The organism is Pantoea sp. X-Soil-MYKO-1289 (assembly GCF_059730625.1).
In genome coordinates this window covers 621,043-637,040 of record NZ_AP036004.1, presented here as the reverse complement: position 1 = coordinate 637,040, position 15,998 = coordinate 621,043, and the positions used below count along the sequence as shown (strand labels likewise).

The following is a 15,998-nucleotide window of genomic DNA, read 5'->3' as shown; positions in this document are numbered from 1 at the left end:
AGCCGCATTTTCGCGGCTTTTTTGCCACGGCGTCGTGAACGACAGCGGCCAGCCGCAAAGAGAAACGCTCTGCTCGTTCGGCCGCTGTCAGGGGTTTTATGCCTGGCAGTCGCCGGCGCGCACGCGACGGTAGACCACGGGCAGCGCCTCGGGCGCGCTGTCGCTCAGCGTAACCGCGGCACGAACCGCGGCGGCGGCCTGCTGCCAGCTCGCCTCGCTGCTGGCGTGCACCATAGCCAGCGGACGTTGCCCGTCGGCGCGCTCGCCCAGCGCGATCGTCTCGCTCAGGCCGACGCTGTAGTCGATAGCGTCGCTGGCGCGCTGGCGTCCGCCGCCCATCGCCACCACCGCCATCCCCAGCGCGCGCGTATCCATGCTGCTGACGATGCCGGGACGATCGGCGTAGACCGGCTTGCTGAGCGTCGGCTGCGGCAAATAAGCCTCGTGACGTTCGACAAAATCGGCGGGGCCGCCCTGCGCGGCGACCATACGCGCGAATACTTCGGCCGCCTGGCCGTTATCCAGCACCTGCTGCAGCTTGCCGCGCGCCTCTTCTTCGCTGGCCGCCAGCTTGCCGGAGATGAGCATTTCGCTGCACAGCGCCAGCGTCACCTCCAGCAGGCGCGGGTTGCGCTCCGCGCCGGTCAGGAAGCGTACCGCTTCACGCACTTCCAGCGCGTTGCCCGCGCTGGAGGCGAGCACCTGGTTCATATCGGTAAGCAGCGCGGTGGTGGTGCAGCCCGCGCCGTTGGCTACGCCGACGATCGCCTGCGCCAAATCGAGCGACGCCTCGAAGGTCGGCATAAAGGCGCCGGAGCCGACTTTGACGTCCATCACCAGCGCGTCCAGCCCTTCCGCCAGCTTTTTCGCCAGAATCGAGGCGGTGATCAGCGGGATAGAATCCACCGTAGCGGTGATATCGCGCGTGGCGTAAAAGCGCTTATCCGCCGGCGCCAGCGAGCTGGTCTGGCCGATAATCGCCACGCCGACCTGTTTGATGATCTGGCGGAAGCGATCGTCGTCCGGGAAAATATCGAAGCCAGGGATCGCCTCCAGCTTGTCCAGCGTGCCGCCGGTATGGCCGAGGCCGCGCCCGGAGATCATCGGCACATAGCCGCCGCAGGCGGCCACCATCGGCCCCAGCATCAGCGAGGTGACATCGCCGACGCCGCCGGTGGAGTGCTTATCGACCACCGGCCCGTTGAGATTCAGCGCCTGCCAGTTCAGCACGGTGCCGGAGTCGCGCATCGCCATGGTGAGCGCCACGCGCTCCGGCAGCGACATATCGTGAAAAAAGATGGTCATCGCCAGCGCGGCGATCTGACCTTCGGAAACGCTGTTATCGCGCACGCCGTTGATGAAGAAGCGAATTTCTTCTTCACTCAGCGTCTGGCCATCGCGTTTTTTACGGATAATTTCTTGCGGCAGAAACACAATCGCCCCCATGATCAGGGTTGAGATGAGAATGGCGGCCAGCGGCCGCCGTCACGTCATCAGTAGCCGGTTTTGCTGGTGGCGGTCTGATGGCCCAGCGCGTTCAGCAGGCTGGCTAACAGGCTGGACGCGCCGAAGCGGAAGTGGCGCGCGTCGGCCCAGCCTTCGCCAAGGATATCGTCCGCCAGCTTAAGGTAGATGGCCGCGTCATCCGCCGTGCGCACGCCGCCCGCCGGCTTAAAGCCCACCTTCTCTTTCACGCCTTTGTCGCGGATCACGCTCATCATGATCTGCGCCACTTCCGGCGTGGCGTTGACCGGCACCTTGCCGGTAGAGGTCTTGATAAAGTCTGCGCCTGCGTCGATGGCGATCTCCGAAGCCTGACGGATCAGCGCCTCTTCTTTCAGCTCGCCGCTTTCGATGATGACCTTCAGCAGCACGTCAGCCTGCGCGCACGCCTCTTTGCAGGCTTTCACCAGATCGAAACCGATCTGGGCGTTGCCGGCGATCAGCGCGCGGTAAGGGAACACCACGTCGACTTCGTCTGCGCCGTAGGCGATGGCGGCGCGGGTTTCCGCCAGCGCGATATCGATATCGTCGTTGCCGTGCGGGAAGTTAGTGACGGTGGCGATGCGGATATCAGGCGTGCCCTGCTCGCGCAGCGCTTTGCGCGCCACTGGAATAAAGCGCGGATAAATACAGATTGCGGCGGTGTTGCCCGCCGGCGATTTAGCCTGGCGGCAGAGCGCGATCACCTTCTCATCGGTATCGTCTTCGTTCAGGGTCGTCAGATCCATCAGCTGCAGCGCGCGCTGCGCGGCGGCGGTAATGTCAGTCATGTTGTTCTCCAGATAACAAACAGACGCGGAAGCGCCGGTATAATGTGATAATTCTAACAATATCAAGCGGCAGATAATGTGGATTTCATCACACCGCCGTCAGGAACTGTTAGCAATAGCGTCATTATAACGCAGAGAAGCGCGATGTTACTATTATCACATGAGGAGAGGTTAGTCGGGCAGCTTGAATAGCTCGCGCGTATTGCGCCACAGCGCCTCGGCGATAACCTGCGGCGGTTCCGGGCGCAGTTCGCACAGGGTTTGCCACACCAGACGCGCCCGCTCCGGCCGGTTCGGCTCGCCCTGAAAACCGTGCAGCGGCATATCGGGCGCGTCGGTCTCCAGCAGCAGCGCGTCAAGCGGCAGCTGCGCCAGGGTGTTGCGGGTTTTGCTGGCGCGCGCGTAGGTGATGGTGCCGCCGACGCCGATGGCGTAGCCGAGCTTGATAAACGCCTGCGCCTGCTGCAGGCTGCCGGCGAAGCCGTGCACCACGCCGCGCCGCGGCAGATCGTGGCGGCGCAAATGCAGCGCCAGCTTGTCGTGGGTGCGGCGCGAATGCAGGATCACCGGCAAATCATACTGCTTCGCCAGCCGCAGCTGCGCGTCGAGCAAAAACTCCTGGCGCGCAAACTGCGGATTCTCCATATAGAGGTCGAGGCCGATCTCCCCTATCGCCGTCAGCTTCGCCGGTTGCTGCCGCAGCCAGCTTTCCAGCTGCTCGAGATGGGCGTCCTCATGGCGTTCGATGGCGATGGGATGCAGGCCGAGCGCGGCGTAGAGAGCGTGATGCTGCGCCGCCAGCGCAACAATGCGCGCAAAGCGGCTGGCCTCCACGGCCGGCACGATAATGCGCTCCACGCCCGCTTCGGCGGCGCGCGCGATGCTGGCAGGCTCATCGCCGACAAAGGGCGGGAAATCGAAATGGCAGTGGGTATCGGTAAATCTCATGCCAGCGAACCTTCATCGTAGTCTGCGTCGTTGCCCGCGACCGGCGGCGTCATAATCGGCCGATTGTCGGGCGCGTTGGCGACCGGCGCGGGCGGCGTCACGGTGGTATAGCGCACAAACGGCTCGGCGTCGCTGAGCCACTGCCCCAGCGTCGCCAGGAAGTAGCGGCCGCAGCGCCGTCCCAGGTGATAATCCTGATTCAGCGAGGCGACGCGGCTGCCCAGCGCCATGCTCGCCAGCACATGCGGCGGGTAGATTTCGATGATACGCAGGTCGTCGGGCGGCTGCTCGATAAACTGCTGGATCTCGCGGTAGCTCGCTTCATGGTGATGCAGGATATTGATCATCGGCTGCAGCGCGCTGGCGTTGAGCCAGCGCTCCATACGCTTCATCCATTTTGGCGTATAGAACATCTGCGACGGCACGGTGCGGATCACCACGATGGTGTCGGCGCCGCGCCGCGCTGCTTCGCGCACCGGAATGGCGTCGCTGATGCCGCCGTCGAGATAGCTGATGCCCTCCAGATCGACGCCAAGACGGTAAAAGCCGGGGATAGCGCTCGACGCCTTAATCAGATCGTGCCAGTTGGCGCTGGTCGGCGCAAAGTAGCCGGGCGAGTAGTCGTCGCTGCGGCAGGCGCACATATAGAACTCGCGCCCGCCGTCGAACAGCAGTTTAGCGCTGTCCAGCGCCAGCGGCAGTTCGCGTTGGGTGACGTCGATCAGCCAGTCGAGATCGATTAAGTTGCCGCCGCGCACGAAACGCAGCGGATCGAAAAAGAGTTTGCTGGTGGTGTAGCGGGTAATAACGCGCCGCGCATAGCCCTGCTGTCCGCAGACAAAGGCTGAGAGATTCTGCGCGCCGGCCGAGGTGCCGATAAACAGGTCGAAGGGGTTGAATTTGGCCCGCTGAAACTCATCCAGCACGCCTGCGGTGAAAATGCCGCGCTGACCGCCGCCTTCGCATACCAGGGCGATTTTTCGCGCTTTAAACGGGGAAAGGGCTAAGGGCTCAATCGCGCCCAGCGTTACAGGGATCCGGATACCCACTTCTGTTCCTCAGAAAGGGTTCTGAGGTTTGCCGTTGCGTTTATCCGCTTGAGGTCGACAGCATCCCGGAGAACCAGCCATGTTTTACTCCTGACCTGCCGCCGGAAAATCTGGCGGCGGCCGCCGCGCCTGGTGCGTTTTCCTTTACGCGGCGCGGCGGCTGGCTGGTCTCCGCTTTATGCATGCTCGTTGCGAAAATCAGAATGACACAACCGGTCAGGGTCGTTTGCGGCCGGTAAACAGGCTCACGAGGAACAGGATAATACCAACAACGAAGACAACTTTAGCCGCCCATGCTGCCGTACCGGCGAGGCCGCCAAATCCTAACGCCGCCGCGATCAGTGCAATTACCAGAAAAATAATACCCCAACGAAACATAAGCCTCTCCTTACCATAGTGAAATCGAACTGCTCGTTTCTTCCCAGTTTGGGTTTTGTTTTGTCAGCGCGGCGCCACGCGGACGCCGCGCTCACGACGTTAAGACTTCACAGTCAGGTCATTCTTAACGCTTTTAACGCCTTCAATGGCTTTCGCGATACTTTCAGCGCGGTCCGACTGCGCTTTAGTGGCGACGGTTCCTGAAAGCTGGACCACGCCGTCAGTGGTTTCTACCTTGACGTTACGTGACGGGACAATGTCGTCGGCTAACAGTTTAGCTTTAATTTCGCTAGTCGTTGCCGCATCCCCGGCATATCCCTTCATACTTTGTGATTTGCTGTCTTTAACGTGCAGTTTGTCGCTGACGGATTTAACGCCTTCTACGTTTTTCACCACGGCGACGGCTTTTTCAGCCTGATCCTGCGAGGTGACAAAACCGCTCAGGGTCACGACGCCATCGTGGGTTTTCACGGAGATATCCGTACTTTTTATTGCTTCGTCATCTACCAGAGCCGCTTTGGCTTTTGCAGTGACGGCGCTGTCATCCATAAATCCATCGACTTTTTTCATAGAACTATTGATTTTCGCACCGGCGTTGTCCGCGCTTTGCTGCGCTTTTTGCGTCAGCGAGTCGTCAGCCAGGGCGCTGCCGCTTAACAGGGCGGAACCAACCATTACCGCCATCAGCGTTTGGGCAATCTTAGTCTTATTCATCGATATCTTCCTTCTGTCAGTGAGCTCACCCACAACCGTGGGCGCAACAGCAGCAAACGGCGCTGCTGCATCGCTGGACGTAAGCGAGAAGCAATTTCTCTTTTCCCGTCCGACAGAATAATCATAGTCGGTGTTTGGCGTTTTGCTTGAATAACTGGTTGATAGCACGCCAGTTAAGCGAAAAAACAGAGTTTTTAGGAGGAGTCTGGAGGGGAAGAACAGGGCCAGCCAAAGCTGGTCAGCCCTGTTGCAGTGCGGATTAATGCTCGCGGGTTTTACGGAAAATCACGTCAGGATAGCGCTCTTGCGTAATATTCAGGTTAACCATGGTCGGTGCGATGTAGGTCAGATTATCGCCGCCGTCCAGCGCGAGGTTCACCTCATTTTTACGCTGGAACTCTTCGAATTTCTTCGCATCGCTGCACTCGACCCAGCGCGCCGTCGAAACGTTGATCGCTTCGTAGATCGCTTCGACGTTGTATTCGCTTTTCAGACGCGCCACGACGACGTCGAACTGCAGCACGCCCACCGCGCCCACGATCAGATCGTTGTTGTGCACCGGACGGAACACCTGCACCGCGCCCTCTTCCGACAGCTGCACCAGCCCTTTCAGCAGCTGTTTCTGCTTGAGCGGATCGCGCAGGCGGATGCGACGGAACAGCTCTGGGGCGAAGTTCGGAATGCCGGTGAACTTCATGTTCTCGCCCTGGGTAAAGGTGTCGCCGATCTGAATGGTGCCGTGGTTGTGCAGACCGATGATGTCGCCCGGCCAGGCCTCTTCCACGTGCGAGCGGTCGCCCGCCATAAAGGTCAGCGCGTCGGAGATCACCACATCTTTGCCGGTGCGCACCTGACGCAGCTTCATGCCCTTTTCATATTTACCGGACACCACGCGCATAAAGGCGACGCGGTCGCGGTGTTTCGGGTCCATGTTCGCCTGGATCTTGAACACGAAGCCGGTGAACTTCTCTTCCTGCGCGGTCACGGTACGCACGTCGGTCGCGCGCGGCATCGGCGCGGGCGCCCAGGAGACGAGACCGTCGAGCATATGATCGACGCCGAAGTTACCCAGCGCGGTGCCGAAAAAGACCGGCGTGATCTCGCCGCTCAGGAACAGCTCGCGATCGAATTCGTGCGACGCGCCTTTAACCAGCTCCAGCTCTTCGCGCAGCTGCGCCGCCAGCTCTTCGCCGACCGCGCTGTCCAGCTCAGGGTTATCCAGCCCTTTAACGATGCGCACTTCCTGAATGGTGTGGCCCTTGCCCGTCTGGTAGAGATAGGTTTCGTCGTTATAGAGGTGGTAAACGCCTTTGAACAGCTTGCCGCAGCCGATAGGCCAGGTAATGGGCGCGCAGGCGATTTTCAGCTCGCTCTCCACTTCGTCCAGCAGCTCCATCGGATCGCGGATGTCGCGGTCGAGCTTGTTCATAAAGGTCAGGATCGGCGTGTCGCGCAGACGGGTGACTTCCATCAGCTTACGGGTACGATCCTCGACCCCTTTGGCCGCGTCGATCACCATCAGGCAGCAGTCCACCGCCGTCAGGGTACGGTAGGTATCTTCCGAGAAGTCTTCGTGCCCCGGCGTGTCGAGCAGGTTGACCAGGCTCTCGCGGTAGGGGAACTGCATAACGGAAGTAGTAATAGAGATGCCGCGCTGCTTCTCCATCTCCATCCAGTCCGATTTGGCGTGCTGGCTCGAGCCGCGACCTTTTACCGTACCGGCGGTCTGGATAGCCTGTCCGAACAGCAGCACTTTTTCAGTGATGGTGGTTTTACCGGCATCGGGGTGCGAAATGATCGCAAAGGTGCGGCGGCGCGCCACCTCTTGCATGAAATTAGACATGAGTGTGTTCTTCTCATCGAGGCAACGTCACACAGGAGGACGCTGCAGAGTAATCATGATGGCCGGAAATCCGGCAGGTAAACGGAGCCAGGGTGACGCAACGGCGTCAGAAGGCGGTGGTTGATGCGCGTTCTACATTGGCGGCGATTCCGGTTACCTGGTCTTCGTTAAGGCGGCATAGCATACAATATTTTGCGCGCGGCGGCGAACAGGGCAAGGCAAAATTCCCGCAGGTCAAAAAAGATGACAACCCGGCACGCTCTGTGCAGGATGAGGGTTTTCGCTTTCAGGGAATCGCCATGAGCGCTAAACCGGCCACGTTAGAAGGCCGTATCCGACAATGCTGGGATCAACTTTCTCTTCATGAACAACGGCTGGCGGAAGTGCTGCTTGCCGCGCCGGGTCAGCTGGCGATGAACACTGCGACGGAACTCGCGCAGAGCGCCGGGGTGTCTAAAGCGACCGCCACGCGATTTTTCCGCCATCTTGGCTATGAGAGCTACGATGCGGCGCGGCGCCAGGCGCGTGACATGCAGAACAGCGGCTCGCCGCTCTATCTGTACTCCGCCCCCAGCGCCTCACCGCTTGCCAGCCTGATGCAGAGCCATCTGGAAAAAGAGATCGCCAATCTGGTCAACACCTTCCGTTCGCTGGAAGGCGACGCGCTGCAGGCGTGCGTCGAGGCGATTGCGCAGGCGCGTCGCGTGGTGGTGATGGGCTGGCGCCACAGCCAGACCATTGCCGCCTTGATCTATCGCGATCTGGTGCATGTGCATCCCGACGTCTCTCTGCTGCCGCGCGCCGGCGATTCGCTGGCGGAGCACCTTGCAGTGCTTGGCCCGCAGGATGTAGCCATATGCGTTGGGCTGCGCCGCCGTATGCCTGCGCTGGAAGCGGCGATGGCCGCCCTCAACGCGTCAAACGTGCCTGTGCTCTATCTTTCCGACGCGCTGGCGGGCAAACCGGCGCGCCATGCATGCTGGACGCTGCGCTGCCACACGGACGGCAGCCTGATTTTTGACAGCACGGTCGCGCTTTCCGGCGTCTGCAACCTGCTTTGTTCGCTGGTGGCGCGCAGCATGGGTAAAGCGAGCAGCGATCGCCTCGCCGCCATTGAAGCGCTGCATCAACAGCTCGACGAACTGGAATAGCGCGCCACGCTGGCGCACTGCCCGACCTTTCTCGCCCTAAAACAGTGCGGCCCTGTCTGCGGCCGCTATGCTGGCTTCCCCATCAAAGAAACCAAAGAAAAATAAAATTGATAAAAAGAAACAACTGTTTCTTTTTGATTTTAAGCGGGAAATTGGCTTCCCCGCCTGCGCCGGACGCGCTTCCGCCACATAAGTGGCACAGAAACTGCTCAGCTGTTGATGACATTTCACCAACACCGGGGAAGCACCATAATGAGAAAAAACGCACTGCTGTTTGCCGCGCTGCTTAGCGCAGGCCTCTTCAACGCCGCGCACGCCGACACGCTTGCCGATATCAAAAGTAGCGGCAAGATCACCGTCGGCATCGATCCTACTTTTCCGCCCTATGAATTTACCGATGATAAGGGCGAGATCACCGGCTACAGCGTCGCCATCATGCAATCTTTCGCTCAGCAGCTTGGCGTGAAACTGGAGTTTCAGAAGACCGCTTTCAGCGGTATTTTACCCGGCCTGATTTCAGGCTCCTTCAATGCCGAAGGCTCCTCGCTAAACGTCACCGCCGAGCGCGCCAAAAAAGTGTTGTTCACCGTGCCCTACAGCAAAACGGTTAACGGGGTGCTGGTGCGTCAGAGCGATGCGCAGAAGTTCAGCGGCGCCCCTCTCACGCCGGAAAAACTCTCCGGCCTGCGCGGCGCGGTCAAAAGCACCAGCGTGCCGGAGCAGCTGCTGAAAAGCTTCAATGAAACGCTGAAAAAAGCAGGCAAAGCGCCCATCACCATTATCAGCGTCGACACGCTGGATCAAACCGTCAGCACCCTGATGACCAAACGCGCCGATTTTGTCTTTGACGACATCGCGGTGCTCGCGCCGATTGTGAAGAAATATCCCGGCAAAGTGGCGCAGGCAGGCGAAGCCGGCCCCTCGCAGTGGATGGCCTGGGCGACGCGTAAAGAGGACCTCAGCCTGAACAAAGCGATCGGTGACCATATTCTGGCGATGCAGAAAAACGGCGCGCTGGGCGCGCTGCAGAAACAGTATCTCGGCACCACCTTTACCGTACCCGCCAGCAACTTTATTCCCCAGGAGTAGAACATGTGTCACACCTGCCTGACGGTGCCGGCTGGCCATGGCCGCACCTTTCGCGTTCGCCAGGGCCAGTTTATTACCGTTATCGACAGCGAAGGCCAGCAGGCCGCTGATTTTGTGGCGGTCAACGCTGATAACCCTGACGAAAAACTCTCGCCGGTGCATACGCGTCAGCACTTGCGTTCGCTCTTCTTTAAGCCGGGCGATGCGCTCTGGTCGAGCGAAAACCGTCCGATGCTGCGCATCGTCGCCGATACCATCGGCATCCACGACGCCAATGTTCCAGCGTGCGATCGCACCCGATTCAGCGTCGATTTTGGCGTCGAAGGCCATCGCAACTGCGTCGATAACCTGCTGGAGGGCATGAAAGCGCACGGCATCACCTACTTTACGCTGCCGGAACCTTTCAACCTGTTTCAGAACGGCCCCGTCACCGCCGACGGCCGCATGGAGGTCACCGATCCGCACAGCAAGGCGGGCGACCATATTGTTTTCGAAGCGCTATGCGATTTGATTTGCGCCGTCTCCTCCTGTCCGCAGGACATTATTCCCGGCAACGGCCTGCAGGTGACGCCGATCGACATCGTTATACACGACCGCTATGCCGCGGAGGTGCCCCATGCTGTTAATGCGTGAAAACGATACTGAAGAGCAGGTGCGCCGCCTGGCTGCGCCGCTCACCGTCGCGGCGGGCGAAGTCGGTTCGATCCGGGCGCTGCGCGGCCAGCTGCTGCGCATCAGCGCGCTGGAAGATGGCGCGGTGGCGTCGCTGTTCGGCTTTAGCCTCGCCGATCCGGCGGTATGGCTTTCGGCGCACCATACGCGCGTCTTCAGCAACAGCTACCTGCTCGGCTCCGGCATGCGGCTGGTGAATAACCGCCGTCGCCCGATGATGGTACTGGGCAAAGATAGCGTGAAGCGCCACGATCTGCTGCTGCCTGCCTCAACGCGCGCGTTTCTGGCGGCGCGCGGCTATCAGGGCGAAGGCTGCGTCGAAGCGGTGCGCCGCGAGCTGGCGCGTCTCAATATAGCGGCGCCGAAGCTGCCCGATCCCATCAATCTCTTTATGCACGTCAGGCTAACGCGCGCGGGCGAGATCCTGCCGGAGCCGAACCAGACGCGCGCCGGCGATAGCGTTATCTGCCGCGTCACCGTGGATACGCAGTTTATCGTTTCCGCCTGCAATACCGGCATTGAAGGCAACGATAAGCCTGCGCCGCTGCGCCTGTCGGTGGCGGAAAACCTGTCGGATTTTAACGAGGAGTAGCGCGCGATGGGGCTGGATGAACAGGTGCTGAGCGCCCTGCCCGAACTGGGGCGCGGCCTGCTGATGACGCTGCTCCTGACTCTACAGGCGGCGATACTTAGCCTGGCGCTCGGCCAGCTTGGCTGTTTCCTCCAGCTGCGGCGTTTCTGGCTGTGGCGCGCATCAGGCCGCCTCTACGTCAGCCTGATGCGCGGCACCCCCGCCATCGTGCAGCTGTTCGTGGTCTTTTTTACCCTGCCGCGCCTCGGCTTAGGCGGCCAGCCGATGCTGGCGGCGGTGCTGGCGATCGGCCTGAACAGCGGCGCCTATGTCGCGGAGATCCTGCGCGTTAACCAGAGTCTGGTGACGCGCGGCCAGCGTGAGGCGGCGCGAACGCTGGGGCTTAACCGCTGGCTCACCTGGTGGTACGTGATTAACCCGCAGGTGATGCGCGCCAGCCTGCCGATGCTGGTCAACGAGTTTACTATTTTGCTGAAAACCACGCCGCTGGCGTCGGTGGTGGCGCTGACCGAGCTGACCTATGCCGGACAGATTGTGATCGCCCGTACCTATGAAGCCACCCAGGTGCTGCTGCTGGTTTCGGCGGGCTATCTGCTTATCGCCTTGCCGCTGATCGGCGCCGCGCGCTGGCTGGAAGCGCACAGGAGATCGACCTGATGGACTGGCAGGCAATTTACGCGGCGCTTCCGTCGCTGGGCGAGGGGCTGGCGGCCACGCTGCAGCTCTGCACCCTCGCCGCCCTCTGCTCGCTGCTGTGGGGCGGCATCATGGCGGCCGGTCTGATGCGCGCGCCCCTTATGCTGCGCAGGCTGCTGGCGCTTTATAGCGGCCTGACGCTGGCGCTGCCGCTGCTGGTGGTGATCTATCTGCTCTATTTTGTGCTGCCGGAGTATGACGTCACCTTCAGTTCGCCCCAGGTAGGCGTGCTGGCGCTGACGCTCTACTACGCCCCCTATATCGCTCAGGTGGCGCGCAGCGCGATTGAGGCGCTGCCGAAGGGGCAGTGGGAAGCCAGCCGCGTGCTGGGGCTGAGCCGCACCGAGCAGCTGCGCGACGTGGTGCTGCCGCAGACCCTGCCGCAAATGCTGTCGCCGCTGGCTGGGCTGCTTATCGGCCTGATCAAGGATTCGGCGCTGCTGTCGGTGGTATCGGTGCAGGAGTTTATGTATGCGGCGAAACAGGCGATCTCCGCGACCTATGCGCCGCTGGAGATCTACCTCACGGTGGCGATCTGTTACTGGGCGCTCAACAGCCTGATTGACTGGCTGGCGCGCCGTCTTGAATTCCGCATGACGCGCTATCGTCGCGGCATGCAACACTAACCAGGAGCGAATTATGTTGGCTGAATTTCAGCAGCGCGACGCACAGCGCATTCCCGCGCGTCATGGCAAAGCCATTTTTCTCAAACAGGGCGAGGCGGTGCAGGTGATCAATCTGCACGGTACGCAGGTGGTGGATTGTTGGGCTTATAACGCAGCGGATATCGGAGAATATATGTCGATGGAGGCGACGCGCGTCTGGAATCAGCGCCTCAACCCTCGCGTCGGCGACAGCTTTATCACCAGCCAGCGCCATCCGATTTTGACGCTGGTGGCGGACACCTCGCCGGGCGTACATGACACTTTTATGGCGGCCTGCGATGCGCGCCGCTATGAACTGCTGGGCTGCACCGAACCTCACCGCAACTGTCACGACAATCTGTTTGAATCCATGGCGGAACTGGGCGTCACGCTGCCGCACGGCAACCTGGCCTCCTTTAACATTTTTATGAATATCCAGGTTCAGCCGGACGGCGTCACGCTGAAAACCCTGCCCGTGGTAACGCAGCCGGGCGATTACGTGATTCTGCGCGCCGAGATGGACTGCTATGTGGCCTTTTCCGCCTGTCCGCAAGATATCGTCAGCATCCAGGGGCAAGGCGATAATACGCCGCGTGATGCAGAGCTGCGCATCCTTACCAACGGCTTCCCGCAGCCAGGGCTGCAGGGGCCATGGGTGCCGCGCGCATAATCACAGCGCCCGCCGCCTGCGGGCGTTTTTTGCTTATCCCAGCACCCTTTTTACGCAGGATTTAAAGATATTCACCCCAATCTCCAGCGCGTTGAGATCGAAGCGCATGTCGGGATGGTGCAGGCCCGGCGTCAGGTTGGTGCCCAGCCCCCAGAAGCCCGCCTTGACCTGCGGGCGCTTGACCGGATAGAAAAAGAAATCCTCGCTGCCCGGCGTGGTTTTCGCCTCCAGCAATCCCTCAGCGCCCAGCACCTCGGTAATCGCCGCGCGGATCACCGCCGTCGCTTCATCATGGATCTCCGCCGCCGGCATCTCTTTCAGCACCACCACCTGCGCCGATGCGCCCAGCGCCGCGACGCTGTGCTGGATCGCCTGCGTGACCTTCTCCTTCAGCACCTCCATCGGCGCGTTCTCCTGCGAACGCAGATCCCAGACCACGCGCGCCTCGTCGGGCACTGAGTTGGTGACGCCAGCATCGCAGAGAAAGCGGGTCGCTTTCACGCTCCAGTTAAGGCCCGGCGAGAGATGAATCGCGTTGACCGCATTGACCGCCTGCACCGCCGCGTCCAGCGCGTTGACGCCGAGATGCGGACGCGCGGCGTGCGCGGGCGCGCCTTTGATGGTGGCCTCCAGCGTCGAGCAGGCGGAGTAGAGCACCGCGGGCGTCGCCTGGCCTACCACGCACTCCTCCAGCGGCCGCAAATGGAAACCGAAGATCATCTCCACATCATCCAGCGCGCCGCCCTCTACCATCGCCAGCGCGCCGGCGCCCAGCTCTTCGGCTGGCTGAAAGAGAATTTTCAGCCGCCCTTTTTTCACCGCGCCTTCCGCCAGCAGCTCTTGCGCGGCGGTCAGCACCACGGAAGAGTGGCCGTCATGGCCGCAGGTATGGCGCGCGCAGGCGACGCCGTCGATGATATGGCCGAGCGCATCCATGTCGGCGCGCAGCGCCAGCACCGGACCCGGCACGCCGCTGTCGATCTCCGCCACGATGCCGGTGGTCTGATTGATATTGCGCGTCACCTTCAGCCCGGCTTTCTCAAGCTGATCGGCAATATAGGCGGAGGTTTTAAACTCCTGAAAGCCCAGTTCTGGAATTTCATGCAGATAGTGATAGTGCTCTAAGACCTTTGACACCGCTTCTCTCCTAAACAAAAAGACGCATAACGAACATCGCGATCGCCGCATTGATGACGCTTACCAGCATCAGCAGCGGCCAGTATTTTTTCGGCACGTCGGCCACGCCCAGCAGGCGGCCCATGTACTGCAGCTGCGATCCCATCAGGAAAATGGCGGGCGCGAGAATGGTGATGTCCGCGCCGGTCAGCACCCCTTTCGTCAGCAGGCTTACCGCTACGCCGGTTCCGGCTGAAGAGGAGAGCCAGGCGGTCAGCAGAACGGTAATCGCTTCGCCCGGCAGGCCGAACAGCCCCATCACCGGCGCGAACAGCTGGCCGAGGAACGGCATAATGCCGAGTAAATTAAGCACTTCTGCCAGCACATAGGCCATCACTACGTTCGGCATCAGGTTATGGATGGCAATATGGAAACCTTTGCGCGCGCCGGCGACAAAAATATCAAAAGGGTTGTGACTGCTTTTTACCGCGCCGTTATTTTCCATCGCTGAAATCCTTTCTATAAACACTGTTTAACACACAACGCGTCAGCGCCGCACCGACAAATTTAAGAACGAACATTAAGGCGAGCGGAATAATAATCGGCAGCGTCATCGAGGCGAACAGCGCCGACCCGATAGCAAAATAGTTATTGATCAATCCCGCGCCGGAATATTGCCAGGCGCTCATCACCACAATATCTTTTTTCGTTACCTGACCGCGGTCATACATCTCTTTGGTCAGCGCGGCGCCCGCATCGGTGCTCTGCAGATCGGTGATCAGCGCCAGCCCGCAGCGCCCCGGCAGCCCCATCAGCGGCTGCAGCAGCGGCGTCAGCAGCCTGTGCGCCGCGCGCATCGCGCCGTAGTGGGTAAAGATTTCCAGCACGCCCAACGCCAGCATGACGGTCGGCGTCAGCGAGAGCGCGAAGAGAAAGCCCGCTTTGGCGCTCAGTCCGCCCGCGCCGAGAAAGGTGTTGCTGGCGGGATCCTTCATGGTGCCGAAGCTGCCGCCCAGCGTGGTGAAGTCAAAGGCGCCCAGCCAGTGGAAGCCGTCGACCTGGTAGAGCAATCCTGAAAAAAAGAGGATAGCCACAATCAGCGCCAGATAACTTCCTTTGCTGGCTGAAACCCGTTCGCCTGTCAGCGTTATTTTTTCTTCAGACATGGTTATTCCCTGCGCATAGTTTATCAGTTGCGATATATGGAACTCTGACGGTTGCAGGATTTATGCCAGCCGCCGCATAACGTCTCTTTTGAAAATAAAGTTTTCCTCTCTTTCGCTGTTAAATAAATAATCGATTAAATCTGCATCGTTTTATATTTGTCAGCGGCAGGGTGGCGCGGCGAATATCGCGCGCTTGTTGCATCGCCACAGAAAATAAGCCGCCCTGCACCATCAATGCGCAACGGTGGCGCACCGACGTAGTGCGAAGCCTAACTGGTCAAGGAATGATAATCGCTCGCATTCAAATAGCTGAATAATTCTATTTAAATCAATTAGATAAATTGTAATTTTTAAGTAAAAAACTATCTTTCGCTACGCCTCATGGTGCATAATTCACCACTTCTCACCTGTTTACTTATTCTGCTTCTATAAAGGAATTGCTCATGCTGACTGCTGAAATGACCGCGCGTCTTAACGATCAACTTAACCTCGAATTTTTCTCCGCGAATCTCTATTTGCAGATGAGCGCGTGGTGCAGCGATAAAGGTCTGGAAGGCGCAGCGGCGTTTCTGAAAGAGCACTCCCGCGAAGAGATGGAGCATATGCAGCGCCTGTTCGACTATCTGAGCGATACCGGCGCGATGCCGGTGCTGGGCTCTATCGCCGCGCCGCCGGTCGCCTATAACTCGCTGCCGGAGCTGCTGGAGCAGGCGCTGGAGCACGAGAAGCTGATCACGCGTAAAATCAACGAGCTGGCGCATGCGGCCATTACCTCTCTCGACTACTCCACCTTTAATTTCCTGCAGTGGTACGTGGCTGAGCAGCACGAAGAAGAGAAGCTGTTTAAAACCGTACTGGATAAGCTGGCGCTGGTGGGCAACAAAGGCGAAGGCCTGTTCCTGATCGATAAAGATCTGGCGCGTATGAATGCGGAAAGCCACGGCGCTAATGGCTGAGGCGCCTGCGCGGGCAGGATGGCCCGATCGCAAAGTCGCTC

Annotated in this window: 18 protein-coding genes; 8 read left to right on the top strand and 10 right to left on the bottom strand. The window is 60.1% G+C overall.

Translation table 11 applies throughout. The features are described 5' to 3' along the window. Positions 1 to 96: 96 nt before the first annotated feature. The 7 genes from deoA to prfC all read right to left on the bottom strand — a co-directional run bounded on the left by deoA (position 97) and on the right by prfC (position 7,205). Positions 97 to 1,434 (bottom strand): thymidine phosphorylase, encoded by a 1,338-nt coding sequence (gene deoA / locus AC6I7Z_RS03135; RefSeq protein ID WP_497813110.1) that lies wholly within the window; start codon positions 1,432 to 1,434, stop codon positions 97 to 99. A 59-nt stretch (positions 1,435 to 1,493) separates the two neighbouring features. After that, entirely contained in the window at positions 1,494 to 2,273 is a 780-nt protein-coding gene (gene deoC, locus AC6I7Z_RS03130; RefSeq protein WP_497813109.1) for a deoxyribose-phosphate aldolase, read from the bottom strand. Positions 2,274 to 2,444: 171 nt separating this feature from the next. Continuing rightward, positions 2,445 to 3,221, bottom strand: a complete 777-nt coding sequence (locus tag AC6I7Z_RS03125; RefSeq protein WP_497813108.1) for a TatD family hydrolase — start codon at positions 3,219 to 3,221, stop codon at positions 2,445 to 2,447. After that, positions 3,218 to 4,270: a patatin-like phospholipase family protein gene (locus tag AC6I7Z_RS03120; RefSeq protein ID WP_084883326.1), complete on the bottom strand. Its 1,053-nt coding sequence runs from the start codon at positions 4,268 to 4,270 to the stop codon at positions 3,218 to 3,220. The genes AC6I7Z_RS03125 and AC6I7Z_RS03120 overlap by 4 nt, the downstream gene beginning before the upstream one ends. Positions 4,271 to 4,486: 216 nt before the next feature. After that, a complete protein-coding gene (locus tag AC6I7Z_RS03115) occupies positions 4,487 to 4,648 on the bottom strand; it encodes a DUF1328 domain-containing protein (RefSeq protein WP_065426276.1) in 162 nt (53 codons plus the stop codon). Between the two features lie 99 nt (positions 4,649 to 4,747). Further along, the gene (gene osmY, locus AC6I7Z_RS03110; RefSeq protein WP_033752389.1) at positions 4,748 to 5,362 is read right to left on the bottom strand and encodes a molecular chaperone OsmY; all 615 of its coding nucleotides are present in this window, start codon (positions 5,360 to 5,362) and stop codon (positions 4,748 to 4,750) included. 259 nt (positions 5,363 to 5,621) lie between these two features. Further along, on the bottom strand, positions 5,622 to 7,205 hold the full coding sequence (gene prfC, locus AC6I7Z_RS03105; protein WP_497813107.1) for a peptide chain release factor 3: 1,584 nt from the start codon (positions 7,203 to 7,205) through the stop codon (positions 5,622 to 5,624). Positions 7,206 to 7,504: 299 nt separating this feature from the next. Here prfC and AC6I7Z_RS03100 point away from each other — a divergent pair, with 299 nt between their 5' ends. The 7 genes from AC6I7Z_RS03100 to AC6I7Z_RS03070 all read left to right on the top strand — a co-directional run bounded on the left by AC6I7Z_RS03100 (position 7,505) and on the right by AC6I7Z_RS03070 (position 12,719). After that, a complete protein-coding gene (locus tag AC6I7Z_RS03100) occupies positions 7,505 to 8,356 on the top strand; it encodes a MurR/RpiR family transcriptional regulator (protein ID WP_497813106.1) in 852 nt (283 codons plus the stop codon). Between the two features lie 252 nt (positions 8,357 to 8,608). Beyond that, positions 8,609 to 9,445, top strand: coding sequence for a transporter substrate-binding domain-containing protein (locus AC6I7Z_RS03095; protein WP_497813105.1), 837 nt, complete (start codon positions 8,609 to 8,611; stop codon positions 9,443 to 9,445). A 3-nt stretch (positions 9,446 to 9,448) separates the two neighbouring features. Then, complete coding sequence (locus AC6I7Z_RS03090; RefSeq protein WP_497813104.1) at positions 9,449 to 10,078, top strand: DUF1989 domain-containing protein; 630 nt, start codon at positions 9,449 to 9,451, stop codon at positions 10,076 to 10,078. Next, positions 10,062 to 10,709, top strand: a complete 648-nt coding sequence (locus AC6I7Z_RS03085) for an urea carboxylase-associated family protein (RefSeq protein WP_497813103.1) — start codon at positions 10,062 to 10,064, stop codon at positions 10,707 to 10,709. The genes AC6I7Z_RS03090 and AC6I7Z_RS03085 overlap by 17 nt, the downstream gene beginning before the upstream one ends. Positions 10,710 to 10,715: 6 nt before the next feature. Next, on the top strand, positions 10,716 to 11,366 hold the full coding sequence (locus tag AC6I7Z_RS03080) for an amino acid ABC transporter permease (RefSeq protein ID WP_497813102.1): 651 nt from the start codon (positions 10,716 to 10,718) through the stop codon (positions 11,364 to 11,366). Further along, on the top strand, positions 11,366 to 12,031 hold the full coding sequence (locus AC6I7Z_RS03075; RefSeq protein ID WP_497813101.1) for an amino acid ABC transporter permease: 666 nt from the start codon (positions 11,366 to 11,368) through the stop codon (positions 12,029 to 12,031). Before AC6I7Z_RS03080 ends, AC6I7Z_RS03075 begins: the two co-directional genes overlap by 1 nt. A 13-nt stretch (positions 12,032 to 12,044) precedes the next feature. Beyond that, positions 12,045 to 12,719, top strand: a complete 675-nt coding sequence (locus tag AC6I7Z_RS03070; protein ID WP_497813100.1) for a DUF1989 domain-containing protein — start codon at positions 12,045 to 12,047, stop codon at positions 12,717 to 12,719. Between the two features lie 33 nt (positions 12,720 to 12,752). Here the strand turns inward: AC6I7Z_RS03070 and AC6I7Z_RS03065 are convergent, their stop codons facing one another. Genes AC6I7Z_RS03065 through AC6I7Z_RS03055 form a run of 3 tightly spaced genes read right to left on the bottom strand, consistent with a single transcriptional unit; the run spans position 12,753 to position 15,001 of the window. After that, on the bottom strand, positions 12,753 to 13,856 hold the full coding sequence (locus tag AC6I7Z_RS03065) for a M20 peptidase aminoacylase family protein (protein ID WP_497813099.1): 1,104 nt from the start codon (positions 13,854 to 13,856) through the stop codon (positions 12,753 to 12,755). A gap of 10 nt (positions 13,857 to 13,866) precedes the next feature. Next, positions 13,867 to 14,340: a YjiG family protein gene (locus tag AC6I7Z_RS03060; RefSeq protein WP_497813098.1), complete on the bottom strand. Its 474-nt coding sequence runs from the start codon at positions 14,338 to 14,340 to the stop codon at positions 13,867 to 13,869. After that, positions 14,330 to 15,001: a nucleoside recognition domain-containing protein gene (locus tag AC6I7Z_RS03055; protein ID WP_497813097.1), complete on the bottom strand. Its 672-nt coding sequence runs from the start codon at positions 14,999 to 15,001 to the stop codon at positions 14,330 to 14,332. The genes AC6I7Z_RS03060 and AC6I7Z_RS03055 overlap by 11 nt, the downstream gene beginning before the upstream one ends. A gap of 443 nt (positions 15,002 to 15,444) precedes the next feature. On the opposite strand from AC6I7Z_RS03055, the gene ftnA reads away from it, so the two are divergent. Then, entirely contained in the window at positions 15,445 to 15,957 is a 513-nt protein-coding gene (gene ftnA, locus AC6I7Z_RS03050; RefSeq protein ID WP_048780956.1) for a non-heme ferritin, read from the top strand. Positions 15,958 to 15,998: the final 41 nt, after the last annotated feature.

Coding starts and splice junctions, on each gene's coding strand:
- deoC (WP_497813109.1), bottom strand. CDS start 2,273: ATGACTGACATTACCGCCGCCGCGCAGCGCGCGCTGCAGCTGATGGAT.
- AC6I7Z_RS03125 (WP_497813108.1), bottom strand. CDS start 3,221: ATGAGATTTACCGATACCCACTGCCATTTCGATTTCCCGCCCTTTGTC.
- AC6I7Z_RS03115 (WP_065426276.1), bottom strand. CDS start 4,648: ATGTTTCGTTGGGGTATTATTTTTCTGGTAATTGCACTGATCGCGGCG.
- osmY (WP_033752389.1), bottom strand. CDS start 5,362: ATGAATAAGACTAAGATTGCCCAAACGCTGATGGCGGTAATGGTTGGT.
- prfC (WP_497813107.1), bottom strand. CDS start 7,205: ATGTCTAATTTCATGCAAGAGGTGGCGCGCCGCCGCACCTTTGCGATC.
- AC6I7Z_RS03100 (WP_497813106.1), top strand. CDS start 7,505: ATGAGCGCTAAACCGGCCACGTTAGAAGGCCGTATCCGACAATGCTGG.
- AC6I7Z_RS03095 (WP_497813105.1), top strand. CDS start 8,609: ATGAGAAAAAACGCACTGCTGTTTGCCGCGCTGCTTAGCGCAGGCCTC.
- AC6I7Z_RS03090 (WP_497813104.1), top strand. CDS start 9,449: ATGTGTCACACCTGCCTGACGGTGCCGGCTGGCCATGGCCGCACCTTT.
- AC6I7Z_RS03085 (WP_497813103.1), top strand. CDS start 10,062: ATGCTGTTAATGCGTGAAAACGATACTGAAGAGCAGGTGCGCCGCCTG.
- AC6I7Z_RS03080 (WP_497813102.1), top strand. CDS start 10,716: ATGGGGCTGGATGAACAGGTGCTGAGCGCCCTGCCCGAACTGGGGCGC.
- AC6I7Z_RS03075 (WP_497813101.1), top strand. CDS start 11,366: ATGGACTGGCAGGCAATTTACGCGGCGCTTCCGTCGCTGGGCGAGGGG.
- AC6I7Z_RS03070 (WP_497813100.1), top strand. CDS start 12,045: ATGTTGGCTGAATTTCAGCAGCGCGACGCACAGCGCATTCCCGCGCGT.
- AC6I7Z_RS03060 (WP_497813098.1), bottom strand. CDS start 14,340: ATGGAAAATAACGGCGCGGTAAAAAGCAGTCACAACCCTTTTGATATT.
- AC6I7Z_RS03055 (WP_497813097.1), bottom strand. CDS start 15,001: ATGTCTGAAGAAAAAATAACGCTGACAGGCGAACGGGTTTCAGCCAGC.
- ftnA (WP_048780956.1), top strand. CDS start 15,445: ATGCTGACTGCTGAAATGACCGCGCGTCTTAACGATCAACTTAACCTC.